The sequence below is a fragment of the Serratia sp. (in: enterobacteria) genome, from assembly GCF_052400455.1.
In the GTDB taxonomy this organism is placed as follows: Bacteria; Pseudomonadota; Gammaproteobacteria; order Enterobacterales; family Enterobacteriaceae; genus Serratia; species Serratia ureilytica.
This window is the reverse complement of record NZ_CP185812.1, coordinates 3,089,867-3,113,887: the sequence shown is the minus strand read 5'-3', so window position 1 is coordinate 3,113,887 and position 24,021 is coordinate 3,089,867. Positions and strand designations below refer to the sequence as shown.

Here is a 24,021-nt window from a genome sequence, read left to right as displayed (position 1 = left end):
ATTAATCCTCACGCTCGTTGTTGTCATCGTTAACCGCCGGCTTCGGCGCGTCGGTCAGGGATTTCAGCAGCGCCGGGTTTTGCAGGATCTTGGAGATCAGCTCCTCGGCGCCGTTTTTACCGTCCATGTAGGACAGCAGGTTGGAAAGCTGGGTGCGGGCGTCCAGCAGATTGTCCAGCGCGTCGACCTTGCGGGCGATAGCGGCGGGGGAGAAGTCTTCCATGCTTTCGAAGGTCAGATCGATGTTCAGCTTGCCTTCGCCGGTCAGGGTATTGTCAACCTGATAAGCGACGCGCGGCTTCAGCGATTTCATGCGCTCGTCGAAGTTGTCGACGTCGATTTCCATGAACTTGCGCTCCTCCACGCTGGCTTGCGGATCGACCGCTTTCCCCACCAGATCCGCCATCACGCCCATCACGAACGGCAGCTGGATTTTGCGCTCTGCGCCATAAATTTCGACATCGTATTCAATCTGTACGCGCGGCGCGCGGTTGCGGGCGATGAATTTCTGCCCGCTGCGGGATTTCGAGTTTGACATGATTTACTCCATCTAATGGCGATTGGGAACGCGCCTCGTCCGGCTGGGAGAGTCAGGTTCTGATTCGGGTCTGCGCAGGGGCAGACGGTATCGGGTGTCGTCAAGAGAACAAAAGTCGGCGGCTAGCTGTTCTCCTCGTTGTCGGGGCGACCGAGAATGGTCTCCAGTTGGTTAAGCCCATCGGGCGCCAAATCGCGGACGATTTGCATAAAGTCCAGCGTAATCAGTCGCTGTACCCGATCGATCATCAGCGGCGCCGGGTGGCTTGGCTCATGAAGACGAAAATAGTTTTTCACCTTGTCCAGCATCAGCTGGGCGTCGTCGCGCGACTGGATCTGCGCGCTGCGCCAGTTGAGTGGGGCAGAGGCGCTCTGCACGGCGGCCGGTGGCTGCTCAGCGGCGCTTTCCTGTGTGGCGTCCGCTTCGGTGGCGGCCGGGGCCTCGCTCTGGCCGGCAAGCGCCACCAGCGAAAAGACCTTGGTCAGCGCACTCATTTCCGGCAGCGCGCTTTCACCCAGATGGCGGGTGACTTCGCTGCGAATGGCGGCCAGGGTGTTGGCGATATGCATCACCAGCGCGCCTTCGGGGCGATCCTGTTGCGCCAGCTCATCCTGCAGCCGTGCGCGGCCGCCGGGAAAGTTGGGGCACTCTTGCTTGCTGCCGTCGAGCAGGGCGCCGGCATCGCGCAGCGAGATTTCACCGGCGGCGCTTTTCAGCAGCGGCGCGGCGCGCACGCTGGCGGCCAGCGCGGCCTTGTCGCCAAGGTCGGCCAGCGCGTTGATGCGAAACAGCGGGTCGGCCTCACCGTCGAACTCCAGCGGCGGCTGCAGGGCATCCCAGTAGCGGAGTATCGCCTGGTGGATCAGCGTCAGCCCGTCGGCATAGCCCGGCAATCCGCGCAGTTGGGTCCAGGCGCGGGTGAGATACAGCATGACGCGCAGGTCTTTGGTGCGCGCCAGCAGCGAGCTTGCGAGACGCTCGACCTGCACCCAATCCGGCGCCTCTTCCGGAATGATGGTGCTGCCGAATTGCTGTTCGGCTTTGCCGGTGGCGGCGCGCGCCATGGCCAGAAAGTCGGCGTCGTATTCCAGGTTGTCGCCGCAGGGCGTGTCCGCGTCAACCGGGGCCAGCAGGGTATCGGTGTCGATAGCCATAAGATTTCCTTCAACGAGCGATGTTAATCAAACATTTGCGGGTACTGGCCGCCGCGGCCGGGGCGCGCCCAGCCGTTGGGTTCGAACAGCAATGAAAACAGCTGCACGGTGAGGTTGCCGCTGTGCACGTGGGTGTAGAGCGGGTGCCCGTCGGCCTGATTGGTCCACCAAAAGCTGGTGTACTGCGCCGGATCGAAACAGTCGGCGGCCTGCTGCCAGCCGAGGCCCGGTACGTCCGGATGCTGGAAACCGATAATCGACAAGATCTCGGAGTCCGCTTCCGCCGGCGGGCTGGGCAACGCCGGGATCGCCTGCAGCGTGCGGTCGATCTGTTCGGCGGAGAAGCCGTTGCGCACGCCGTTCAGCAGGGTATGGCCGAGCTGTTGGTACCAGCTCGCCGCCATGTTCAGCTGTTGCGGGCGCCAATCCTGTTGGCTGAACAGGCGCAGCGCGCAGATGGGGTAACGCCGCCCGACGCGGTCGCGCGCCGGCAACAGGCAGCCCATCTGCACGTACTGGCTGCCGAGCGTGGCGGGGATCACGAAGTTCCACACCGGCGCGTTGCTGAACGGGTGATCGTTTGGCCCCTGCGCATCGCGCTGCAAATTCACCAGCCCGTTATGGAACCAGTGGGCCCAGTTGTTGACCACCGGGTCAGGCAAACGGCGTTGCAGGAAGTCACCGGCGGAAGGAAGTTTGCCGTACCAGCCGATGCTCGTCGGGGCGCTTGAATCAGTGCTCATGGTCATGTCCTTTCGGGGCTACGGGCACGAGAAGGCCGGCAGTTGGAACGGATTGCGAATGCTGTTGGGCGTGAACTCCAACGTGACGCGGTGGCCGTCGAGATTGAACGTCGCCTGACGGCCGAGGCCGCCGGTGCCCGAAGACTGCGCCATATCCACCAGGCGGTTCAGCGCCCACGGCCCGCTGGTCACCAGACTGGCGGTGGTGCCGTTGGCCAGCGCCAGCTGCAGATGCACCTGGTTGGTATTGCGGGTGCCCGGCCAGCTGACCACCAGCGGCACCTGCGGGCCGTGGCTGTATTTGAACAGCTGCCCGTCGATATCCAGCGTCAGGTTGAGGATGTCGTTATCCATCCGCACCGGCCGCACGGTCACGCGGTAAGAGGGCGTCGCCGTACCGTTGGCGAAAAAGGCGTCGCGGATGCGCTGCGCCTGCTGGAACGACCGCAGGATGCCTTCGCCGCCGGGCAGCGTCTTGCCGTCCACGCCGGGCGTGAAACGCCAGTTGGCGCGGGTGGTATCGACCTTGCCCTGCAGGTTGTCGCGGAAGAAGCTGTCCATCAGCCCGCTGTTCGGCGCGAACATGCGCGCCAAATCGTCCGGCGTCACTTCCTGGCGCGCCCGGGCCACCAACGGATAACGCCCGGCGATCGCCTGGCGGCAGAAGCTGCCGACCTCGAAGCTGATGCGCTTTTTCACGTTCTCCATCTCTTTGCGCTGGGTGTCGCTGCTGGCGCCGATCGCCAGCGACAGCAGCATTTGTTTGAACGGCACCGGCAAGCGGCCGGATTCGGCCTGCAGGCGCGGGATGATGTCGCTCGGCGGCGCCGACATGCCGCTGTTGGCCGCGCCTTGCACCGCCGTCAGGTAGCTGTACAGCTCATCGACCTGTTTCAGCACGCTGTCGAAAGGGATCGCCTTATTGCCTTCGCCCTGGCTTTGCGCCAGCTCAAGCAGCGGCGCGAAGTGCGCCATCACCAGCTGTTCCGGCTGGGCCGACACGTCGCCGTCGGCGTTGGCCGGCCGGTTGGTGAACAGCGCCTCCAGCGTGCGGTTGGCGTTTTGATTCAGCTTGTCTTCGGTTTTGGCCAGCAGCGAGCGGGAATCGGCGTCGCTTTTCTCGTCGCGCAGGGTGACGTTTTTGCTGACGTTAACCAGCAGATTGCGCATCGGCGACGGATTGCCGGACAGCAGGCGCGCGCTGCTGATGCGTTGGGTCAGGTTGCCGATGTTGGCCAGTTGGATATCGCCCAGCAGCTCATCCCAGGCGCTGATAAAGTCCTGCATGTACAGCTGGCGGATGGTCTTGGTCAGATCGGCGCTTTTCTGCTCCGGCGTCTGGCTGTTCAACACCCAGACGTCTTCCTTGCGCAGGGTATCGGTCACCGGATCGATGTTGTCGTTGAACGCTTTCCAATACCCCTGTGAGGTGAACAGGCCCGGCACGCCGTCGGTCACCGGTTTGCCGCTTTTGCGGCTGAACGCCAGTTCGGTCTGCGGACCGGCCAAATCGACCAGGCTGACCGGCTTGATGTCGGTCTGTTTCAGCAGCAGACGCTTAAGGCGGCCGTAGACGCGTTGCGACAGCGGCGCCCGATTGAGCGCGGCCTGCGCCTGCGCCACCAACGGCTCGTCTTTGGCGTAAGGCGAGGCCTGGATCTGCGTATCCAGCAGTTGGCTCAGGTGCCATTCGATCTGCTGCAGCTGTTTTTGGGTGCTGCCCTGCGGCAGGTTGCGCTGCAGGTTGAGCATCACCCAGGCGCGCAGGAATTTGCCGTCGTACTGCTTCGGCAGATACAGCATCTGGTAGGCCTTCAGCGCTTCATAGCTGAAGTCCGCGTCGCCGTGGTTATCGTTGCGCAGCGTGGCGGCGATCTGTTGCGCCACCTGCGGCAGCAGCAGTTCTTTCAGCGCTTTTTGGTACAGGGCATTGCCGGCGTCGCCGACCTGATCGCCGCGGAACAATCCCATGCGATAGGTGAACGGCGGATCGTCCAGCGAAAAGTTCTGGCTGTCCGGCAGATGCAGCAGGCTGTTGAGGAACGGCAGCAGCGAGAACATATCGCCGTTGCCCAACTGGGTCAGGCTTTGCCCCTGGCGCTCGACGCCGGGCACCTTGGCGGCCACTTCCGCCAGATAGGCCTTGTTGTTGCCGTAGCTGGTGAACCACAACATCGCCAGCACCGCCAGGATCACCGCCAGCGCGATGTACCCCGCCCAGTGCAGGGCGCGGTTGCGGTATTCCCACCAGCGGTTGCTGCCCGCCAGCCCGGACTCCTGGAAGACCACCGATTCCAGCGTCTCTTTCAGGAAGAAGCTCTGGCCTTTGGCTGCCGGGATCGGCGTTTCCTGGCCCACGCTGTCCCAGGCCGCGTTGGCCTGCGCCCCTGAATTGGCCGGCGGCAGCTGCAGGTAGCGGTTCAGTTCGCCCATCACCCGGTCAAACGGCAGGCCTTCCTGAGTGCCGCTGGTGAAGTAGATGCCGCGCGGGGTAAAGCGGGTTTCAAAACTGGAGGTGGCGAACACCTGTTCCAGATATTGGCCGAGCAGCGGGCGCAGCGCGGCGAACTCCTGCGGGAACAGGTAGCTTTCGGCGCGTTGGCGCGCGTCGTGCTCCATCAGCAGCGTATCCGGCAGCGCCGCATCCAGCCGTTGTTGCAGCAGGGCGTATTGTTGTTCGAAGGCGGCGTTCAGGTTGAAGTCCGGCTGCCGCGAGCGCTCGTAAGGGAAGGTGAATCCCCAGATCTGGTCGCGCTGCGCTTTGTCGAAGCTGCCGAAATAGGCCATAAAGCCGTTGAGCAGGTCGGTTTTGGTCACCAGCACATAGACCGGGAAGTGAATGCCCAGCTGTTCGTGCAGTTCTATCAGGCGTTTGCGCAGCGCGCTAGCCTGCGCGGCGCGCGCTTCCGCGCTGTCGCTCAGCAGATCGGCGACGCTGATGGTGACCATCACGCCGTTGATCGGCTGGCGGGTGCGATATTTTTTCAGCAGCGCGACGAAGCTTTGCCATTCGCCGGCGTCTTCTTCGCGCTGGCTTTCCTGGGTGGTGTAGCGGCCGGCGGTGTCGAGCAGCACCGCGTCGTTGGTAAACCACCAGTCGCAGTTGCGGGTGCCGCCCACGCCGCGCAGCGCGGACTTGCCGAAGCGATCCGCCAGCGGAAAATGCAGGCCGGAGTTGACCAGCGCGGTAGTTTTACCGGCGCCGGGCGCGCCGATGATCACATACCACGGCAGCTGATACAGATATTGGCGGCTGAAGCGGGTCATCCAGCGATGTTTGCCGTCGCCCTGGCCCGGGGCGAAGCGCGCCTTTTTCAACAGCTGCGCCGCTTCGTCGAAACGCTGGGCCAGCGGATCGTCTGGTTTGATCTCGGGCTTGCCGTCTTCCGCCGGCACCGCTTCGGCGGCGCGCAGATTGCTCAGCAGGCGGCTGTTGAACCAGGCGCTGTAGAGGCGCGGGATCAGGCGGCACAGGAACCAAATCAGGTAGATAGCGCCGATGGCGATCTGGCGGTTGAGTTCCGGCTCCAGCGGGCGATAGTCACCGATGGCGACCAGCGGGCCGATCGTCCAGATGATGAACGCCAGCGCGGTGATGCCGACAAAGCCCCACAGCAGGCGGCTGGTGATGATGGAGAATAACGTACTGAGCATTACTTTCCGGTTCCTTGCGGCAAGCCGTTGATTTCCGCCTGGGTGTTTTCCGGGGCGACCAACAGCGTAATTTCTACCCGGCGGTTCAACGCGCGGTTCACTTTGTTATCGTTCGGCGCGACGGGGTTGCTCTCGCCGCGCCCCTCGGCCTTGACCCGCTGCGGGTTGGCGAGGTGTTTTTGCAAGCGGGCGCTGACCGCTTCGGCGCGCGCCAGCGACAGCTCCCAGTTGGAGGCGAAGCGGGCGCTGCGGATCGGCACGTTGTCGCTGTAGCCGGTGACCAGGATTTTGCCGCTGACGCCGTTCATGGCGGCGGCGATGCGGTCGATGACCGGAATATAGTTGGCACGCACCGTGGTGGCGGCGGAGTCGAACAGCCCGTCGCCTTTGAGGATCACCACGCTTTGCTGCGCTTCGTCGCGCACCACCACCAATCCTTCGGCGATCTCTTTGCGCAGGAAACTTTTCAGGCTCAGCGTCGGCGGCGCGGCCGGCGCCGGATTACCGATCGCGACCTGCGGCAGGTTGGTTTGGTAAATCGCCGCCAGCACCGGGCTGGTGTTGTCGCCCAGCCGCCAGTTGAGGGCGATAAACAGCAGCGAAGCCAGGAAGCCGGTCAGCGCCACGCAGGCCCACAGCGGCACCAGCGGACGCCACAGTTTCTGTTGTACCGGCAGATCCAGCGCATGAGGCGACAGGGGCGGGGCGTAGCCGCCGCGCACCGACCGAATCAGCTGCAGCAGGCGCTGCTTCATGGTTTCCAACTGCGAGCGGCCGTTTTCCATCACCCGGTAGCGGCCTTCAAAGCCCAGCAGCAGGCAATAATTGATCAGCTCCAGCAGATTGATGTGCTCGCGCGGGCTCTGCGACAGCTTGGCCAGCAGCTGGAAGAACTTCTCGCCGCCCCAGGTTTCGTTATGGAAGGTCACCAGCAGCCCGCTGCCGGACCACACGCTGTTGCTGCCCCACGGGGTCAGCGCCGCCGCTTCATCCAGCGCGGTGCACAGACAATAACGCGCGCCGATGATCACTTCGTACGGCAGGTTGGCGCGTTGGCCGCGGATCTCGAAGCGGCGCATTTCGTCGATCAGCTGTTGGCGCAGCTGCGCCGGGTTGGCGTGCGTGGCCGATTGGCGGATCTGCGAAATGGCGTTCAGCAGCGGGTTGGCGGCGTCCACCAGCGGGTTGGCCGCCGGCGCCATGCTATTTTCCTGAGTCATAGGTTACCGGTCCGTATGGCTGCGAATCGCCCAAAATTCCATGTCCAGCCCCGGAAATTCGCCGGCCAGGTGCAGGGCGAAGGCGCTGGATTTTTCCATCTGTTTCCACAGGTCGCCGCCTTTTTCCAGCTCGAAATAGGTGTAGCCGGCGTGATAAGGGATCTGACGCGGCGCGACGGGCATGGTGCGCAGACCGATGCCCGGCAGCTGCAGCTGCACCAGATCGCGGATGCGCGTGACCGGGGCGATCTTCATCTGCGCCGGGAAGTGGGTCAGCAACACCTCGGCGGCCACGTCGGCGCGCACCGCCAGCACGAAGCCGAAGTCGCGCATCATTTTGGCGTCTTGCACGGTGGCGACGTTCAGGCCGTGGGAGCGCTCGACCAGCGTCAGCTGAATGGCGTTGTCCTCCAGCACCACCGACAGGCCCTGACGCAGCAACAGCATCAGCTTGCCGAAGCACAGCGCCAGGTTGTCGTGGTCATACACCGGCAGGCGGCCTTCCGGGGTGCGCTGCGCCGAGAAGCTGGCGAGTTCGGTGGCGAACTGCAGCCAATCGGCGAACAGGCGCTCCGGGTGCAGATGGTCGAGGTGGTAGGCATGGCTCACCTGACCGAGATGGCGGTTGATCAGCTGCAGCAGCATGAAATCGACCATTTCGGAACTGCCGCCGCGGCCCGGTTGCAGCAGGCGTTGACTCATCTGCTGGCTGCGCTGTTGCAGCAGACCCTGCAGATCGTTGATGAAGGTCTTCAGTACCGGGTTGCCCTGACAGTTCAGCATCGGCGGGATTTGCGCCGTATCGAGACGCAGGCTGTTGTCGCTGCGCTTTTCCAGCACGCGGGTGACGCTGAGCGCCGTCCATTCGGCGTTCAGCTCGCTCTCCAGCATCAGCCGCAGGCGCAGGCGACCGAATTGCAAGGCCGCGCTGCCCACCGAGACGGCGTTGAGATCGTCGACTTCGGTCTCGTAAGCCAGATAGCGCGCCAGCGCTTCCGGGCTTTCCTGAAAGATCACGTCTTCACGCCCCGCGCGATAGGTCGGCAGAGCCAGCACCACGTTTTCACCGGTCTTGTTGTCGGCGATGGCCAGCGGCGCGGGCGCCTGCTGGGCGCCGGAGAAGCGAAACGGCGTGCCGTCGGGCATGATGCCGCTGGCGGCGTTGAGCGCGATCTTGCCCTGGCGCAGCAGCGTTTGGTCCAGATCCAGGGTGAGAAAGCCCCAGAAACAGCCGCTGTGGGCCTGGCCCCAGTTGCGCATATAGCCTTCGAGATAGTTTTCCGCCTGCTGGAAATGGTGAGGGCGCAAAAACATCCCCTCAGTCCAGACAACCTTATGAGCATCTTTCATCATCACACCTATAGTTACTTCGCTTCAGCGCAGCGGTAGGTCAGTCGACCTTTTTTACGGGGCGCAGGCCACTCACGCCCGCGACGATATGCGCTTCCAGCTCATCCGGCGAGAATTGCCATACCTTGTAGAAATTGGTTTCGGTGGGTTCCGGCAGCGGCAGTGAAATGCGCCAGGTCTTGCCGTCCAGATTTTGATATTCGGCGATCACGCCGATGTAACGTGCGTCCAATGTGCTTTGCCCACCGAGCTTTTTGCCGGTCTGGCCCGGCGTCAGGAAGAACTGATCGCTGTCCAGCAGACTGTTGCCGAGCACGCTTTTGGCGTCGTTTTGCAGACTGAAAAAGTCGGCTTCCATGAATTCCGCATCCGAGCGCAGCAGCAGCACGCGAATTTTGATCGGTGCCGGTTGCGCGCCGGCGGCGGCGTTGACCTGGCGGTCAGCGTCGAAGACCAGGCTGTAACGCGCCGGCACGCTTTTCGCGGAAGACATGCAGCCGCCGAGCGCCAGCGCGCCCAGCAGCAGAAACAGCATCCCGCACCAGCGGGAAGCGATAGGGGTCGTCGTCATGGGAATCTCGTCGCCCGCAGGCGTGCTGACTACTGGAGGATCCAGGTGGCTGAGCCGGCGTTTTTGCACGCCTTGCTGTCGCCGCCGACTTTAACGCAGTCCTGCTTGGCGGCGCGCGCGCGGCGCGGCAGATCTTTGCGCAGCGTCGCTTTGTAGCGCGCTTCCGGCACGCCGGCGTTGGCCTGGATATACCCCACCAGATCGCCGCCGCGGATGGCGGAGATCGCCAGCCAGTTGTTTTCCACTTCGCCCAGCGCGTAGAACGCGGCGGCGTTGTCCAGGCTGCCGACGGCGGTGCCGGTATAATTCGGGCTGCTCATGATGCTGGCGGCGTACAGGCTGCGGTACTCCTCACCGATCGGTTTGAACTGTTTCGGCGCGCTCACCGCGGCGCGGTGCTTTAGCGTGACGCCGTTGACTTCACTGCTGACGATGGCGTCGTTATTGAGCGCCGGCGGCGGTGGCGGTGGGGTGGAGCAACCGGCAAGCGTCAGGGCGGTCAACAACGTCAGGGTAATCCGTGTTTTCACAATGTCCTCTTTTTCTTGATTGAATGGCTGTGTAATAAAGCGCCGTCATCAGGGCGCAAGCAGCAACACTTTTAATTGGCTCGGCACGATGCGCATGCCGAGCGCGTTGGTGGAGTTCTGCAGGCTGAGGCTGGTCAGCCGGGTGGCCGGGGTGCCTTTGAGCAGCACGGTAAAGGCGCCGGTCAGGTGGCGGGACGGCCCCATCACCGTGCCGGAAGCGACGCCGGTGGCCACGCCGGGGTTGTCGCCGTTGGTCAGTGGCGTCACCGTCGCCATGTTGTGCGCCGGGGTGCCGACGAACAGAATGTTGAACGCGTTCGGGATGGCGGTCGGCGCCAGGGCGATATCCGGGTAGGGAATGGGCACCGGCGCCGGGCTTGGCGTCAGACAGACGTCGGGAAACGCCAGGTCCACGCCGATCATTTGGCTGTTGGCAAACATAAAAGGCCTCCGCAAGGTTATCCGACGTGGATCTGTTCCGAATCCAGCTTGGTGATGTCTTTCGAGGTAATCAGCGTGTTGCGAGCATGAATACGGGCGTAATCTTCCGCCTGATAATCCAGCTGCCCGGCGCGCACGTGCTCGGTCTGGCGCACTTTGCGAAACAGCGAGTGGCTGATCTGGCTGACCGAATGCCACAGTGACTCGCAGCGTTTGCCGACCAGGCGGCTGATGCTGACGAAAGCCGAGAGCTCTTCGCCGCTGTATTTCATCTTGTCGACGTGGCAGTCGCCGCTGTTCGCTTGCAGGGTCATGGCGTCGCCGCTCAGGTTCAGCGCCTGCGCGCCGTGCAGCGACAGCGAGCCGTGCAGCGTTTCAATGTGCAGATCGCCTTCGACGCTCAGCCGCGCCGCGTTTTGCGGTTCCGCGCGCTCGAGGACGGCGATCGCCCACAGCTGGTGGCCGCAACCGGCGACCAGCACGCTATCGCCGAGGGCCGGCGTCAGCAGGCAGCTGGCCGCACGGCGGCAATGCCAGCCGCGGCCTTCACATTCCACCACCAGGCTGCCGTCCGGCAACAGGTTGACGACCTGGCCGGCGGCCTGCTGGGGCGGCGCGATGTTGACGGCGCGAGTAGTGTTGACAACGCTCATGGTGATCCCCTCGTGAAGTGGTCAATACGTTCAAATGCGGCTCTGGCGCTGTGCGCTCCAGATTTCGGCGGCGTACAGCTCTTCGTCGCGCTCGAGAATGCCGCTGCGGTCGCCCCAGCGCGTTTGCTGCTGGTGGGCGCGGTGCATGCGGGTACGCATGAAGCGCGCACGCCGGAAATCGGCGGCGCCGATGTCGGCATAACAAAAATCGGCGTAGGTCAGGTCGCTGTCGCTGAAATCACAGCGCGCCGCGCGACTGTGCTGGAACACGCCCTGATACAGACGCGCCTGGTTGAAGTTGGCGGCGTCCAGCGTCGCTTCGCTGAAAATCGCCTGATCGAATTGCCCGCTGCGGCACTGCGCCTGAGTCAGGTTGGCCTCCAGCCACAGCGACTGCTGCGCCTGCACGCCCGTCAGGTTGGCACGCCGCAGCGAAGCGCCCTTGAAGTTGCTTTGGCGCAGCGTCGCCTGGCTGAAGTCGACGTCGTCCAATTGGTTATCGGTAAACTGGCAGGCGATCAGGCGCTGCCCGGCGTAACTTTTGCCGCGATGGTCGCATTCGAAAAACGTGACGCGGTCGAACGAACAGCCTTTTAAATCAGTACTACGAAGGTCAAGACGAAAGAAGGTGACAAGTGACAACTGACTTTGAGCCAGGTTAACCTGCTGTAATGCCGTTTCGTAAAAGGTCACGCGATCCTGGATTGACGCGCCAAAATCACCGCATTCGAGTGGGCAGCGCATAAATTGCGTTTGGTCGAGCACGGCCTGCTTGAAACTGGCATCGTTAAGCCGACATTCATTGAAAATGCTTTGTTCCAGCCGGCACTCTGTGAAGTCGGCCCCCGCCAGGGCGCACTGATTGAAGGTGGTCTGATGCAAGGTTTGCCGGGCGAAACAGCACCGATCCAGACAGCATTCACTGAAGGTGGTCTCCTGCAGATTGCATCCGCTGAAATCTATACCTTGCAGATTGACTCGTGAAAAAATTACGCCGGACAGGTCCCAACCGCGCAGATCCAAATGGCTGATGTCACATTCCTGCAGAGGTTCACCGCGCTCTATTTGCTGCCGAACGCTTTCTGCTTCAAGCGTCATAATTTCTCCTGAACGGTGCGAGGCAGCGTTTTTGTTTGTCGGGTATAAGCACCATCAATTTTTGTTGAGCCGTCAATCCGCGATTGCGACAGGTCGGCGCGGAACAAATTAGCGCCGCGTAAATCGGCGCCGCTGAACAGGCTTTTTTGCATCACTGCACTGACAAAACTGGCGTTAGTCAGATCGGCGTTGCTGAAGTCGCAGCGGATGAACAAGCTGCCATTGCCGTTCGCTTTCTGCAGGTTGGCGGCAGTGAGCTGGGCCCCGGAGAAGTCGCTGTTATCAATCCGTGCAAGACGAAAACAGGCCTGATGCAGCGGTAACTGACGCAAATTGCATTGCTTGAGCGTCGCTTCGCTGAAGTTCGCTCTGGGCATCGCGCTCTGTGCGACAAAAGAGCATGTTTGCAGTCTGGCCCCCTGAAATGAGCAGCCTTCCGCACGGGTTTCGACCAACGAACAGGTATCAAGCCGAGCATGACTGAAGTCGAACCCTTCGAGTTGGCAGCGAATGAACGTCACTTTCTCCAGCTTGGCTTGATGAAATTTCAGCTGGCTCAATGTCAAAGCCATCATCGTGATGACGCAGAGCGTGGCCTGGGAGAAATTGCATTGCGTCATAAAAGTGCGGTATCCCGCCAACTGCTCCAGTCTGCTTCCCGTGAAATTGCAGTTTTTGAACAGCGTTTCCTGAATATTGGTTTCCACCAGGGTTGCATGAGAAAAGTCAGCGTTCTCACAGTGAGCCAACGCCAGGGAGGCGTGATTCAGGTTAGCCCCTTGCAGGCGGGCGCCGGTGAAGTCTGCACGCGCCAACATCGCTTGTTCAAAATTAGCATGGTCGAGACGGCAACCGCTGAAATTGGCGTTTTCCAGCAGACAACGGCTGAAGTCTGCACCGGTGAGATCCAAACCGGAAAGATCGGCGCCGGTCAGATCGATACCGCTAAAGTTTTTATCGCCGCGTTGGGTGGCCATCGCGCGGTTACGTATGATCGTCGCTAAGTCGCCACTCAGCCGCAGCGCAGGGCCTTGTGATTGTGCGGTCATCAGGTAGGCCTGATACAGCGCTTGTTCCTGTTCTTCCAGGCGGCGACGATCGGCGGGATCGCTATGTTGGTAGAGCAGATCCCGCATCTGCTGGAAATTTTCATGCCCGCTGCTTGACGGCGGCGCCTCGACGACGCTTTGCGGATCAACCCCCTGGGCCCGCAGTTCGTCATACAGAGCCTGTTGTCTTTGCTCAGCCTCCTGTTCAAGACGCTCGACATAGTCGGGCAACTCATCCAATGCGGGGCGTTCCGTCGGGGGAAGTGCTTCATCGATGTCCTGACCTTCCGAGAGTCGGCGATCGCGATAGTGTTGTTGCAGGTGCTGCTGATAACGAGTGAGGTTGCGCACCGCCGGGCTTTCTTCTGTCGTTTGCTTCGTATCCAACCAGGGGCCGATGGCCGATTCAGGCACCAGCTCTTTTTCGCGAAAGGCGAATAAACCGCCTTTCTCGGTATCGCTGCGTTGGCGCAATACCTTGCGATAATGATTGGCTGAGCGAGCGGCACCGGACAGTTCTAACGCCGGCATAAGGTGCAAAACGTCAGCGGCGTCGTCTTCGTCAATACGTACGCTGCCGTGATAAATCAACAACATCTGTTGGCGATGCGGAAAGAACCAGACTGTCGTGTGCCGCATGGCGATTTCTTCGATCTCGGGTTCGCCGTGTCGCAGCCGGTTGATAAAGCAGCGGGCTATCCACGTTGGTAGCTGTCCTTGTTGGCAGGGGATCTGCGGATGCATGTTCCAAATACGATAGGTGGCGCCGCTCGGAAGTGCATCACGCTGCGGCCATTGCTGATCGTGATCCGCCATATTAAACAGGCGCCAATCAGTATCGCTGGCCAGCCCTGGGAACTCATTTTGCAGCCAGTTGGCGTCGTATTTTTTGCCGATGCGGCTGAAACGGCGTGGCCAATTGATGTCCAACGCGTCAAAGCTGACGGGGAGCGCAGTCTGGCGCGGCGAGCTCAGTCGATTGTGCAGCGGTTCGATATTGGGGAGGGGACAGCGAGAACCCCGTGGAAGTGTTTCTGGGTTAGCGCCAAGGCCGTGCGGGTTTTCAACCCATTGCGGGCCGCCGAAAGCGCGGCTCCAATCCAGACGCATTTCATCAAAGGGGAGTGGGGATGAGGGGCGATCATTGATCCAGTGACGATCGCCGAAGACCACCAGCGTTTTCTCCAGCGTATCCAACTGGATTTTAACCGCACAAGCGGTTTTATCAGCTTGATGATGGGTATAGGCGTAGCCGGTGGCAAGAAATTCTGCACAGGCTTTAGGAAAGGCGAGATCGAGCACGCCGCCGCTCAAGGTCAGCTCTTCGCTGGCGAGTTGCCATAGTTCAGGCTCGGGGCGCAGACGTGGGGACGCCCCCATGTCGGCTAACGCCAAAACGGAAACGCCCAGATAATTTTCCCCCTGCCAACGGTAGGGGCGATGAAGCGTGCTCAGACGCAAAGGTTTTACGACTTTCATTGTGTGTGCAAGGCTTCCGGTAGATACCTGCGGGCAACATGTTGCGCCGCACAAAAACAATCCCGTTTTTCGCTTTATTGGATATCAGGCAAAGTCACATCAGATGAAAATATTCACCCGCGGTTGGATTCAGGGGAAGGTAACGCTCCCCAAATAAAAACGACGAGTAAGATAAAAATGCAAGTGATTATAAATAGTTATATAGATAGCCCTTTGCGAACCAGCAGGACTGTCGCTACGGACAGCGCGGCAGCGATTGCCTTGGCTGCAAATTGCACCGCGCTCTCCAGGTGATAGGGGGCGAAGAAACCTACTGCGGCGGATGCCAACACCAGCAACGCGGCGAGCAAAGCGAAGCATCCAAGCTCTCCCATCAGGGACAGCGCGCCGCCGGGAGTGGTGACGCCCAAGTACACCATCAGGAAACCGGGAAGGATTAGGAAACCGATCAACTCTGCAGGGTAATTCACCGCCGACATCACGTACTGGTTGTATTTAAGGAGCGCTAGCATCAGCACGACAAAGATGAGCAGACGTGCAGGGAAAGACAGAGGTTTATTTGCCGGCAAAATATTTTTGCAAATCGCGGCGATCAGCACGCCACCCACCAAAATGCCGAACAGGGTAAAGACGATTTTACCCCAGAGACTGTCCTGTGTCGCAAAGTCAATAAACGAACCCATCGTGACGCTTTCCTTATGAAATAGATGTCAGGATCGCAATCGCGAGCCTAATGGAACAATAAGTCATTTTCAGATCGTTGAAATCGGCTTCCGGACCTTTCTTATACAAGATGAACTGAGGTTCGAACTTCACTACTGCTGCGGTTTTAACATCGACGGTCAGCCCGCCGGTAATGGAGAATGCCGCGCCAGTCTTGATGCCGACATCCAACCACTTGGTCCAGGTCATGTTCTTGGGGCGGATGATAATGTGCTCGCTGTCGCTTTTTACCGTCACCTTGTTGCCGTGGATGTAAATATCCGATCCACTGGGGCCTTCGCCATCGACAGTGGCGATCTTAATCTTCGATGCTTTCTGCACGTAGTCTGTGGCGGTGGTGACGGTTAATTTATTCTGAGAGCGCGTTTCTTCGCCGCTGACGGTGGAGGTCAGGTTGCCGGTGATATCGAGGCTCTTGTTGCCGCCCGCCAATTTGGTGCTCTGGTTTCCGCTGATAATCTCCAGCTTCTTATCGCCGGTTTCGATTTTCGTGGACTGGCCATATTGCTCGATGGTGGTGTCTTGGCCTTGCTTAATCAGTTGGGTCTGCTTGTTTTCAATCGTATGGTGGCGACTGCCCTTCAGCAGAATGGTTTGATCGCCGGTGATGTTGACGTTATCGCCGCCGTCGTGAATGGTGAATTTACGCCCGGCTTTGATCCCCACCTGTTGCCCACTGTTAAAAGTGGCGGTTTCAGGTCCTGTCACGGTGGTATTACGCATTGATCCGAAGAGGAAAGTTGCATTGCCGATAACCTGATGGTCTTGGGTCTTGCCGATGCGGGTGAAACGACTGCCGTCAATATTGACGTTCTTGTCGTTTTCCACCGTCATGTTCATGTTGCGTTCGGCGTGCATGTCGAAAGATTCGTTGCCGGGCGAGTCTTCCAGGAACAGGAAGCTGGCGTTGTCGACGCCGCCGCCTTTGCTGCGGCTCATAAAGCCCATTTTGGTGGCGTCGCCGGGCAGATCCCAGGGCGGCATGCTGTCTTCGTTGTAAACGCGGCCGGTGATGATGGGGCGATCCGGATCGCCGTTGATAAAGTCGACCACCACTTCCTCACCCACGCGCGGGATTTGGATCCCGCCGTATTTCCAGCCGGCCCAGGCGCTGGAGACGCGCACCCAGCAGGAGCTGGTTTCATTGCCGCTGCCGTGGCGATCCCAACGGAACTTGAGTTTCACCCGGCCATATTTATCGGTCCAGATGCTTTCGCCTTCCGGGCCAACCACTTCGGCGGTCTGCGGGCCATGGGTTTTCGGCCAGGGAGTGGTGCGCGCCGGGCGCCAGTTGATGTCCGCCGGCACCACCTGAAATTCGGTATGTTGCTCGCCAACGTCGTTATCGTTGCTGGCGTAGCTGTTTTCCTGCATGAAGTAACGCGCGCTGACCACCAGATAGGCGCGGTTGTCTTCCATGCGCGGCGCCTGGATCAGCTGAAAACGGTAGCCGGGCGCAATGCCCTGCGAACTGCCTTCCCCGCTCATCTGCTCATGCTGCGCTTCGAACTCCTGTTGGCGCACCTTGACATAAAACTGGCCGTGGGCGTGATCGGTATAACGCCCGGGCCAGTCGAACACCTCGGCTTTGTCCTGTGCGAACGAGGCGGGATTCTGCCGGGCCTCCAGCAACCGTGCGCGCGGTTTACGAAAATCGTAGTCATCCAGGCTATACAGGCTGGGCGTGATGGCGTCCGAGACGCTCCAGCTGTTGATGCTGTCCTTGTTTTCCACCAGACCGCCTTCCGCGAGCTGATAGGGGATGCTGGCATAGCCGGCGAGTTCCTGATGCGCCGCCGGCGCGTCGGCCAGCACCAGCGTATGGCCGTCCTGCTGGTGCGTGAAATAGTAATAGATGCCTTCATGTTCCATCAGACGACTGATGAAATCGAAATCGCTCTCCTGGTACTGCACGCAGTACCCCCAGATGCGGTAGTCGTAACTCAGACGGTTATCGATCTTCACCTGATACTGCCCCAGCACCTGGGTCAGGATGTCGGGAACGGTCTTTTCCTGATAGATGCGAAAATCGCGGTTTTGCGTCAGGTACCACAGCGTGGGGCGCAGCACGGCGCGGTAGATATAGTAGCGGTTGCCGCCGGCTTCTCGTCCGGAGAGGGTCATACGCGTGATATTGCCGTTGAGATAACGCGGGGCCATCGGGTTGCCCCGCAGCTCCAGCGTGATTTTTTGTCCCAGCAGCGATTTCAGATCGAGGCGATTGTCAGGGCTGAGCAGCTCGACGTCGAACTCGAACAGCCCGGCCAGTCTTTCCACACCGGAAAGGCTTCTGAACAACAGCTGATGGGCGGGCAAAGGCGTGTGCGCAATGATAAGGCGATCCATACTATATCCCCGGTTTAGGCATAGCTACCGCACGAGATTTGACGCGCGATCCCGATGGCGTATCTGTCACGAATTGAGACAGGGGCTGACGAAAGATTTAACAAAGTTTACACAAAGGCACGATTTGTGCAGTCTACAATAGAGCTCTGCATTTGCAAAATAGCCTTGTGGATCAATGCTCAATTCGTTAACTCGCTCACGATCTGCTTTTTTATTATCTAAAACATATAGATACAAGCAGATCTTTTTTTATCCCAAATTATTGGGAAAATGGTAATACCAAATAATAAATCTGTAACACTTAAGTCAACGTGTTTATAAAACAACTCTTTTTTTCCGTGAAAAAAGTCACTGAGTATTTTTTATCCTTACCATTCGTTAGTTAAAGATGATCAAATATATAAATTTACCGAATGTTAATTCGGATGATTCCTATTTGGTCGGCGTGAAAAGCCCGCGGTGCGGGCCTCCGACGGTGAGTCTGAATGGTTGATAAAGCAGCAATTGATGCGGTTAGCGCGGAAGGGGATCGAGGGAAAGTCGGCTTATCAGGTCACAGAGCCAGATTAAGGCCGGGTCGCGTTGCGCCTGTCGGCCGGCGATCAGCTCAATGGGGAAAGGCGCGATGGCCAACTCCTCAGGCAGCGGGAGAATGCGTACGCGTTGCGGATCGGAAAAACGCCGGGCCACGCTGGCGGCCAGGGTGGCGATCAGATCGCTGTCGGCGACCACCGCCGGCAGGGCGACAATGTGTGAAAAGGTCACGGCGACGCGCCGCTGGCCGCCGATTTCCGCCAGGCGGCGGTCGACCAAGCCTCTGGCGGAGCCGTCGTCAGCCGGCGCGTACAGCCCGTGCGGCAGGCTGAGGTAGCGGGCCAGATCCCAGCGGCCATCCGCCAATTGCGGGTGTGAACGGCTGGCGATACAGACCAGATGCTCTTCAAACAACGTGCGCACATAGTGACTTTCCGCCCCGGAAAGATGCCCTCCCAGCGCGACATCCACCTCCCCGCTATCCAACTGACGGTAAATATTGCGGCGATCCAGACGCGAAACGCGAATATCGATGCCGGGGGCCGCCTGACGCAAACGGCTGATGATGGCGGGCAGCAGCAAGATATCGGCATAGTCGCCGGCGGCCAGCGTAAAACGCCGTTGCCCGGCGGTGGCCGGATCGAAACGAGCAGGGGGCGCCAGCGCGAGATGGATTTGCTCAAGCACCCGCTGTATCTGCGGCATAAGCTGGTGGGCGCGCGGCGTGGGCGCCATGCCGCCGCCGCTGCGGACAAACAGCGGATCGTTGAGCAGAATGCGCAGTCGCGCCAATGCATTGCTGACGGAAGGTTGCGCGCGGTTAAGACGCCGGCCTGCGGCGGTGACGTTACGAGTCTGATACAGCGCTTCAAACACCACCAGTAAATTGAGATCGACGTTGGCTAAATTCATTTTATGAATACTCTATATAAAGATAATCCATTTCCAGAATCTTACAGCGTTCCCTAGGCTGGTAGCACACGTATTTAGCCTTCAATCAGGGGAAATGATGAACAAAGTGTTAATCACCGGCATTGAGCCGTTCGACGGTGACGCGGTGAACCCTTCCTGGCAGGTCGCGCAGGCATTGGCCGGAGAGCGTATCGCCGGCGCGGAGATCGCGGTGCTCGAGTTGCCGTGCGTATTGGGCGTGGCCAACCAGCAGCTGATCGCGGCGATTGAGGCATTGCAGCCGCTGGCGGTGATCTGTCTGGGGCTGGCCGGCGGCCGGGCCGAAATATCCCTGGAACGGGTAGCCATCAATTTGATCGATGCCCGCATTCCCGACAATGCAGGTAAACAGCCGATTGACGTGCCGGTGGTTGCCGGCGGGCCGGTGGGCTATTTCAGTACGCTGCCCGTCAAGGCCGCGGTGCAGCAACTGCGCCGGCAGGGGATCCCGGCGGGCGTTTCTTACACGGCGGGCACCTATAACTGCAACCATATTTTTTATGGTCTGCGTCACTATCTGGAGACTCAGCATTCGCGGGCCAGGGGCGGATTCGTGCACATTCCGTACAGCCATGAACTGGCGGCGGTGCATCCGGGCAAGCCGAGTATGGCGCTGGCGACGATGGTGGAAGCGGTGCGCACTCTCGTGCAGGTGACGCTCACGGTAGAGGAGGATGTGCAATTCGGCGACGGTGCCGTGCATTGACAAGCAGGGCGTGGCGCGCCACGCCCTGATGCGCGTTATTCGTCAGCGACGCGGATCACCAGTTTGCCGAAGTTTTTGCCCTGCAGCAGGCCGATAAAGGCCTGCGGCGCCTGCTCCAGCCCATCGACGATGTCCTCGCGGAACTTGATCTTTCCTTGCTCGACCCAACTGCTCATCTGTTGCAGGAATTCATCAAAGCGTGAACCGTAATCGTCGAAGATGATAAAGCCCTGCATACGGATACGTTTACGCAAGATCAGCCCTTCCAGCAGCGGTAAGCGGTCCGGCCCGGCGGGTAACCCGGTGGCATTGTAATGGGCGATGATGCCGCAGACCGGAATGCGCGCTTTGGCGTTCAACAGCGGCAACACGGCGTCGAATACGGCACCGCCGACGTTCTCATAATAGATGTCGATGCCCTGCGGACAGGCGGCGGCCAGCTGTTCGGCAAAGTCGGGGGCGCGGTGATCGATACAGGCGTCGAAACCCAACTCTTCCACCACATAGCGGCATTTGTCCGCACCGCCGGCAACGCCGACGACGCGGCAGCCTTTCAGTTTGCCGACTTGGCCGACCACTGAACCGACCGCGCCGCTGGCGGCGGCGACCACCAGCGTTTCACCCGCCTGCGGTTGGCCGATATCGAGCAACCCCATGTAAGCGGTAAAACCGGGCATGCCCAGCACGCCGAGCAAGCGGGAAGGGTGCGGCAAGTGTGGGCCGAGATTGCGCAGGCCGCTGCCGTCGGACAGCGCGTAATCCTGCCAACCGTCATAGCCCAATACCCAATCGCCGACGTTGAAATCGGGATGCTGTGAGGCCGCCACGCGAGAGACCGTTCCGCCCACCATGACCTGGCCGATCTCCACCGGTGGCGCGTAGGAGGGAGCATCGCTCATGCGTCCGCGCATATAAGGATCCAACGACAGATATACGGTGCGCAGCAGCAGTTGGCCGGCCTCGGGTTGTGGCACGGCGACCGTGTCGAGGCGGAAATTCGCCGCCGTCGGTTCGCCGTGCGGACGCGAGGCCAGCAGAAAGCGGCGGTTCTGTTGAGAAGGGGACATCGAAAGCTCCTTTGTGTTGCGACAAACAAGGTTCGTTAAGCCTAGTCCAGGGGCGCCAAGGCAACGTTACCGAATGTGCTTAGCCTCAGAGCGGAACGATCAGCACGTCGATATGGCTGATGTTGATGAAGCGGGCGGCGGAACAGGAGACTTTGTTCATCATGCTGTCGCGGTGATTGCCGCAGAGCAGCAGGTCGAACGGCTGACGGCGGCTGGCGAATTCCAGGCTGTCGCCAAGCTCGCCATGCACGATAAGGGTATCGGCGATCGGGTAGCCGGCGCGTTGGCGCAGTTCCTCCATAAACAGCCGGGTTTCCTCTTCCATCAGCGTGCGCAAATCGGCCAGCATCGGCCCGGCGAAATTATTGTACATTTCCGGATTGGCGAGGGTGCTTAACAGGGTGATGTTGCCGCCGTAGGGGCGGACGATAGAGACGGCCTTTTCCACCAGGCGATGGCTGTCAGGCGCGACGGCGACAGTAACCAGAACGTTTTGATACCCCATATTCCACTCCTTGTTGCATCCGTCGTGTTTCAGGCTGCCGCGTCGGGGCCTTGGATGAAATGCTGCGCTCGGATAAAGGGTAGAACCTGGCGGGGGGAATAAATGTGTTTCGCATCACGCGCGGCAATAAAAGCTGAGTTTGCTCCGGTTATATAGCAATAAAAGATAAAACCGTTGCCGCACGTAATTTCACTGAATTAAAGCACCTGCGCCCACAGCGTTTTCGGCACCTTGCCCAGATCGAACAATTTACCGGCAACCAGCTCGGCGCGACGGTGGTCGGCAGCGCGGTACATATTGCTCATTTCTGTATCGTTTTCAATGGAATAGTTCAGTTTGTCGTACACCTTCTCCAGGCTGTCCAAAGAGGAGCATTTACGGAATGTCAGCAGATATTCGAGCGTATCGGTCATGATTAAAATATAGCCTGTTAATAGTTAAAGCCGGGTGAATAACACATAGCGGCTCACGGCGACGCCGTCGAGGCAGCGATGTACGACCTGACAAAAATCATTTCAAGTGAATAAATTGCACTGGGTAATAATGTGACGCTGCCCGTGGCGGCGCTGGGATAAATCATAATATGCAAGTGCGGCATCAGCAATCTCATCCTGCTGATAAATGAAGAAATAGGGAAAGTCTCAGGGCGATGCTTCACGAACGAGAAGCTTAAGCGTCGACGTTTCCGCTGCGTGCAAGCGCGCGAAGCCGCGCTCGCTCTCCTTTGGCGGCGTTTTTTTCACCTGTCCGGAGGGCGGTCGCAGCACGAGGCGATGTATGTTGCCGCTGTCGGCATTGAAACTGCGCCTGTTTGGTCTGCGCGATTATGGCAAGTAAAACAAAACTGCGTTTTATTTTATTGCAATGAAACGATGGGGCGCGGGAATTTTAATAACGTCTGGAACGGCGTGGTAATTAATGCGCCGGCAAAAAAGAAATAAAAAAACGCTAAAGCTTTAGGATGTGCTGCCGATATGTCGTTTTGGGGCAATTTAACGTTAAAAAACCATTCTTGCGCCGCGCTAATACGGAAACATATCGTTACGTCTATTGGCTTGTTCACTACGCCAGCGAATCATTGATAAGCCATAATCACCTGATGTTGAAAATTAGAACAACCCTCTGCGGAGGGTTTAAGTCAAATCCGATAGCTAATAACCTTATAGTTTACATTGGTTATTTTTCACCTCGGATATTTTTTAGCGGCTCAAATGGTTATTTATACTAAGATTGTTGCCTATATGCAGATTTTTGTTCTGTTATTTTGGTTTGGTGATGGTTTTGTTCGAATTGATCTAAAAAAGATAATTTTTTGGCTGATAAACATTGTTTTTAAGACGTTTTTTTACCTAAGGCGATTTTGTGAGCAAAATGCGGGTCATAAAATGTGCGAATTTAGGGGTATTTGGCTTAATTATTTTTTATTTTTGTGATCTATGTCACATTGTATTTAAAATTGCCTCTCACTTACATTGTGTGTGCTAATGGTTCGGGGGTAGAGTTGCGCTGCTTTAGGAATAATCTTATTAAATTTGTAAAAATAGTTTCATGGTGACTAAACACTATCGAAGCAGAATGCTGTACATCCATACACGTTGGTTTACGCTCGTAGCAAATACTGAACAGTGGTCGAATTTAGCGATTGGCGAAAATTATAGCAGTCGTTTTTGAGAGATTAATTTGCCAACTTTGGGAAACAACCCAGGTCACGGGCGATAAAATTTATCACCCAGCGTATGTTTTTAAACATAGTCTGTCGGGATGGGGAATATGGGTACGTCTGAATTACTTAAGCATATTTATGACATCAATTTGTCATATTTACTTTTAGCACAGCGTTTGATCAACGATGAAAAAGCGTCCGCGATGTTCCGCCTTGGTATTGATGAGACCATGGCCGATGCGTTGGCGCAGCTGACTTTGCCGCAAATGGTCAAACTGGCCGAGACCAACCAGCTGGTTTGCCACTTCCGCTTTAACGATCACCAGACCATCGAACGCCTGACCAAAGAGTCGCGCGTCGACGATCTGCAACAAATCCATACCGGCATTTTGCTATCAAGCCATTTACTGCAAGAGCTATCGAGTAAAGACGCTAGCCCGACGAAGAAAAGAGCCTGATGATGGTTGAGAAAAGCATTGTTCAAGAAGCCAAGGACATTCAGCTCGCCATGGAGCTGATTTCGCTGGGGGCCCGTTTGCAGATGCTGGAGAGTGAAACCCAGCTCAGCCGCGGGCGCTTGATTAAACTTTACAAGGAGTTGCGCGGCAGCCCGCCGCCAAAAGGAATGTTGCCGTTCTCAACCGACTGGTTTATGACCTGGGAACAGAATATTCATTCCTCGATGTTTTATAACGCCTACCTGTTTCTGATGAAAAGCGGACAGTGCAGCGGGGTGGAAGCGGTGATCAAAGCCTATCGCCTCTACCTGGAGCAGTGCCCGCAGCAGGCCGGCGAGGCGCCGTTGCTGGCGTTGACCCGCGCCTGGACGCTGGTGCGCTTCGTCGACAGCGGCATGTTGCAGCTCTCCGCCTGCAGCTGCTGCGGCGGCGCATTTATCACCCACGCGCACCAGCCGCTGAACGGTTTCATCTGCAGTTTATGCCAACCCCCATCCCGCGCCGTAAAAAGACGTAAACTTTCGCCGCAACTGGCCGATATTATTCCTCAACTGCTGGACGAGCAGGTCAAACGCGCCATTTGAGCCG

Annotated in this window: 22 protein-coding genes; 4 read left to right on the top strand and 18 right to left on the bottom strand. The window is 58.8% G+C overall.

Translation table 11 applies throughout. The annotated features are described in order from the left end of the window. Position 1: 1 nt before the first annotated feature. The 15 genes from tssB to ACORQT_RS15140 all read right to left on the bottom strand — a co-directional run bounded on the left by tssB (position 2) and on the right by ACORQT_RS15140 (position 18,995). Positions 2-538: a type VI secretion system contractile sheath small subunit gene (gene tssB / locus ACORQT_RS15210; RefSeq protein WP_015378282.1), complete on the bottom strand. Its 537-nt coding sequence runs from the start codon at positions 536-538 to the stop codon at positions 2-4. 122 nt (positions 539-660) lie between these two features. After that, on the bottom strand, positions 661-1,692 hold the full coding sequence (gene tssA, locus ACORQT_RS15205; protein WP_042784881.1) for a type VI secretion system protein TssA: 1,032 nt from the start codon (positions 1,690-1,692) through the stop codon (positions 661-663). 23 nt (positions 1,693-1,715) lie between these two features. Next, the gene (gene tagF, locus ACORQT_RS15200; protein WP_033643553.1) at positions 1,716-2,435 is read right to left on the bottom strand and encodes a type VI secretion system-associated protein TagF; all 720 of its coding nucleotides are present in this window, start codon (positions 2,433-2,435) and stop codon (positions 1,716-1,718) included. A gap of 18 nt (positions 2,436-2,453) precedes the next feature. Next, a complete protein-coding gene (tssM, locus tag ACORQT_RS15195) occupies positions 2,454-6,089 on the bottom strand; it encodes a type VI secretion system membrane subunit TssM (RefSeq protein ID WP_033643552.1) in 3,636 nt (1,211 codons plus the stop codon). Then, on the bottom strand, positions 6,089-7,291 hold the full coding sequence (locus ACORQT_RS15190; RefSeq protein WP_049272050.1) for a DotU family type VI secretion system protein: 1,203 nt from the start codon (positions 7,289-7,291) through the stop codon (positions 6,089-6,091). Before ACORQT_RS15190 ends, tssM begins: the two co-directional genes overlap by 1 nt. A 21-nt stretch (positions 7,292-7,312) precedes the next feature. Further along, entirely contained in the window at positions 7,313-8,659 is a 1,347-nt protein-coding gene (gene tssK, locus ACORQT_RS15185; RefSeq protein WP_042785741.1) for a type VI secretion system baseplate subunit TssK, read from the bottom strand. A 40-nt stretch (positions 8,660-8,699) separates the two neighbouring features. Further along, positions 8,700-9,230 carry a type VI secretion system lipoprotein TssJ gene (gene tssJ / locus ACORQT_RS15180; protein ID WP_033643551.1) on the bottom strand — a complete coding sequence of 177 codons (531 nt, stop codon included), beginning with the start codon at positions 9,228-9,230 and terminating at the stop codon, positions 8,700-8,702. A gap of 29 nt (positions 9,231-9,259) precedes the next feature. Then, complete coding sequence (tagV, locus tag ACORQT_RS15175) at positions 9,260-9,760, bottom strand: type VI secretion system accessory protein TagV (protein ID WP_033643550.1); 501 nt, start codon at positions 9,758-9,760, stop codon at positions 9,260-9,262. A 48-nt stretch (positions 9,761-9,808) separates the two neighbouring features. Then, the gene (locus tag ACORQT_RS15170; RefSeq protein ID WP_033643549.1) at positions 9,809-10,201 is read right to left on the bottom strand and encodes a DUF4150 domain-containing protein; all 393 of its coding nucleotides are present in this window, start codon (positions 10,199-10,201) and stop codon (positions 9,809-9,811) included. A gap of 17 nt (positions 10,202-10,218) precedes the next feature. Beyond that, positions 10,219-10,854 (bottom strand): DUF3540 domain-containing protein, encoded by a 636-nt coding sequence (locus tag ACORQT_RS15165; RefSeq protein WP_033650852.1) that lies wholly within the window; start codon positions 10,852-10,854, stop codon positions 10,219-10,221. 30 nt (positions 10,855-10,884) lie between these two features. Further along, positions 10,885-11,952 (bottom strand): pentapeptide repeat-containing protein, encoded by a 1,068-nt coding sequence (locus ACORQT_RS15160; RefSeq protein WP_033650853.1) that lies wholly within the window; start codon positions 11,950-11,952, stop codon positions 10,885-10,887. Further along, entirely contained in the window at positions 11,949-14,480 is a 2,532-nt protein-coding gene (locus tag ACORQT_RS15155; RefSeq protein WP_042784879.1) for a DUF2169 family type VI secretion system accessory protein, read from the bottom strand. Before ACORQT_RS15155 ends, ACORQT_RS15160 begins: the two co-directional genes overlap by 4 nt. Before the next feature lie 197 nt (positions 14,481-14,677). Then, the gene (locus ACORQT_RS15150; protein ID WP_033650855.1) at positions 14,678-15,163 is read right to left on the bottom strand and encodes a hypothetical protein; all 486 of its coding nucleotides are present in this window, start codon (positions 15,161-15,163) and stop codon (positions 14,678-14,680) included. A gap of 13 nt (positions 15,164-15,176) precedes the next feature. After that, positions 15,177-17,549, bottom strand: a complete 2,373-nt coding sequence (locus ACORQT_RS15145; protein WP_232091367.1) for a type VI secretion system Vgr family protein — start codon at positions 17,547-17,549, stop codon at positions 15,177-15,179. A 513-nt stretch (positions 17,550-18,062) separates the two neighbouring features. Continuing rightward, the gene (locus tag ACORQT_RS15140; RefSeq protein ID WP_033643541.1) at positions 18,063-18,995 is read right to left on the bottom strand and encodes a LysR family transcriptional regulator; all 933 of its coding nucleotides are present in this window, start codon (positions 18,993-18,995) and stop codon (positions 18,063-18,065) included. Positions 18,996-19,092: 97 nt separating this feature from the next. Here ACORQT_RS15140 and pcp point away from each other — a divergent pair, with 97 nt between their 5' ends. Continuing rightward, positions 19,093-19,740 (top strand): pyroglutamyl-peptidase I, encoded by a 648-nt coding sequence (gene pcp, locus ACORQT_RS15135; RefSeq protein ID WP_069100035.1) that lies wholly within the window; start codon positions 19,093-19,095, stop codon positions 19,738-19,740. A 35-nt stretch (positions 19,741-19,775) separates the two neighbouring features. Here the strand turns inward: pcp and ACORQT_RS15130 are convergent, their stop codons facing one another. The 3 genes from ACORQT_RS15130 to ydgT all read right to left on the bottom strand — a co-directional run bounded on the left by ACORQT_RS15130 (position 19,776) and on the right by ydgT (position 21,725). Further along, positions 19,776-20,807: an NADP-dependent oxidoreductase gene (locus tag ACORQT_RS15130; RefSeq protein ID WP_164057362.1), complete on the bottom strand. Its 1,032-nt coding sequence runs from the start codon at positions 20,805-20,807 to the stop codon at positions 19,776-19,778. A gap of 85 nt (positions 20,808-20,892) precedes the next feature. After that, positions 20,893-21,312, bottom strand: a complete 420-nt coding sequence (uspC, locus tag ACORQT_RS15125; protein WP_033650858.1) for a universal stress protein UspC — start codon at positions 21,310-21,312, stop codon at positions 20,893-20,895. A 197-nt stretch (positions 21,313-21,509) separates the two neighbouring features. Further along, positions 21,510-21,725 (bottom strand): transcription modulator YdgT, encoded by a 216-nt coding sequence (ydgT, locus tag ACORQT_RS15120; protein WP_004934895.1) that lies wholly within the window; start codon positions 21,723-21,725, stop codon positions 21,510-21,512. A 279-nt stretch (positions 21,726-22,004) separates the two neighbouring features. Between ydgT and ACORQT_RS15115 the strand changes: the two genes are divergently transcribed. The 3 genes from ACORQT_RS15115 to flhC all read left to right on the top strand — a co-directional run bounded on the left by ACORQT_RS15115 (position 22,005) and on the right by flhC (position 24,017). Next, positions 22,005-22,253, top strand: a complete 249-nt coding sequence (locus tag ACORQT_RS15115) for a hypothetical protein (protein ID WP_164057361.1) — start codon at positions 22,005-22,007, stop codon at positions 22,251-22,253. An 829-nt stretch (positions 22,254-23,082) separates the two neighbouring features. Continuing rightward, positions 23,083-23,433 (top strand): flagellar transcriptional regulator FlhD, encoded by a 351-nt coding sequence (flhD, locus tag ACORQT_RS15110; RefSeq protein ID WP_033643537.1) that lies wholly within the window; start codon positions 23,083-23,085, stop codon positions 23,431-23,433. Beyond that, the gene (flhC, locus tag ACORQT_RS15105) at positions 23,433-24,017 is read left to right on the top strand and encodes a flagellar transcriptional regulator FlhC (protein WP_016927281.1); all 585 of its coding nucleotides are present in this window, start codon (positions 23,433-23,435) and stop codon (positions 24,015-24,017) included. The genes flhD and flhC overlap by 1 nt, the downstream gene beginning before the upstream one ends. Positions 24,018-24,021: the final 4 nt, after the last annotated feature.

What these genes read in the sequence shown, in the direction of transcription:
- ACORQT_RS15145 (WP_232091367.1), bottom strand. Translation starts at nt 17,549, where the DNA reads ATGGATCGCCTTATCATTGCGCACACGCCTTTGCCCGCCCATCAGCTG.
- tssB (WP_015378282.1), bottom strand. Translation starts at nt 538, where the DNA reads ATGTCAAACTCGAAATCCCGCAGCGGGCAGAAATTCATCGCCCGCAAC.
- ydgT (WP_004934895.1), bottom strand. Translation starts at nt 21,725, where the DNA reads ATGACCGATACGCTCGAATATCTGCTGACATTCCGTAAATGCTCCTCT.
- ACORQT_RS15140 (WP_033643541.1), bottom strand. Translation starts at nt 18,995, where the DNA reads ATGAATTTAGCCAACGTCGATCTCAATTTACTGGTGGTGTTTGAAGCG.
- tssK (WP_042785741.1), bottom strand. Translation starts at nt 8,659, where the DNA reads ATGAAAGATGCTCATAAGGTTGTCTGGACTGAGGGGATGTTTTTGCGC.
- tssJ (WP_033643551.1), bottom strand. Translation starts at nt 9,230, where the DNA reads ATGACGACGACCCCTATCGCTTCCCGCTGGTGCGGGATGCTGTTTCTG.
- ACORQT_RS15170 (WP_033643549.1), bottom strand. Translation starts at nt 10,201, where the DNA reads ATGTTTGCCAACAGCCAAATGATCGGCGTGGACCTGGCGTTTCCCGAC.
- ACORQT_RS15130 (WP_164057362.1), bottom strand. Translation starts at nt 20,807, where the DNA reads ATGTCCCCTTCTCAACAGAACCGCCGCTTTCTGCTGGCCTCGCGTCCG.
- ACORQT_RS15150 (WP_033650855.1), bottom strand. Translation starts at nt 15,163, where the DNA reads ATGGGTTCGTTTATTGACTTTGCGACACAGGACAGTCTCTGGGGTAAA.
- ACORQT_RS15190 (WP_049272050.1), bottom strand. Translation starts at nt 7,291, where the DNA reads ATGGCGCCGGCGGCCAACCCGCTGGTGGACGCCGCCAACCCGCTGCTG.
- tssM (WP_033643552.1), bottom strand. Translation starts at nt 6,089, where the DNA reads ATGCTCAGTACGTTATTCTCCATCATCACCAGCCGCCTGCTGTGGGGC.
- flhC (WP_016927281.1), top strand. Translation starts at nt 23,433, where the DNA reads ATGATGGTTGAGAAAAGCATTGTTCAAGAAGCCAAGGACATTCAGCTC.
- pcp (WP_069100035.1), top strand. Translation starts at nt 19,093, where the DNA reads ATGAACAAAGTGTTAATCACCGGCATTGAGCCGTTCGACGGTGACGCG.
- flhD (WP_033643537.1), top strand. Translation starts at nt 23,083, where the DNA reads ATGGGTACGTCTGAATTACTTAAGCATATTTATGACATCAATTTGTCA.
- ACORQT_RS15165 (WP_033650852.1), bottom strand. Translation starts at nt 10,854, where the DNA reads ATGAGCGTTGTCAACACTACTCGCGCCGTCAACATCGCGCCGCCCCAG.
- ACORQT_RS15160 (WP_033650853.1), bottom strand. Translation starts at nt 11,952, where the DNA reads ATGACGCTTGAAGCAGAAAGCGTTCGGCAGCAAATAGAGCGCGGTGAA.
- ACORQT_RS15155 (WP_042784879.1), bottom strand. Translation starts at nt 14,480, where the DNA reads ATGAAAGTCGTAAAACCTTTGCGTCTGAGCACGCTTCATCGCCCCTAC.
- uspC (WP_033650858.1), bottom strand. Translation starts at nt 21,312, where the DNA reads ATGGGGTATCAAAACGTTCTGGTTACTGTCGCCGTCGCGCCTGACAGC.
- tagF (WP_033643553.1), bottom strand. Translation starts at nt 2,435, where the DNA reads ATGAGCACTGATTCAAGCGCCCCGACGAGCATCGGCTGGTACGGCAAA.
- tssA (WP_042784881.1), bottom strand. Translation starts at nt 1,692, where the DNA reads ATGGCTATCGACACCGATACCCTGCTGGCCCCGGTTGACGCGGACACG.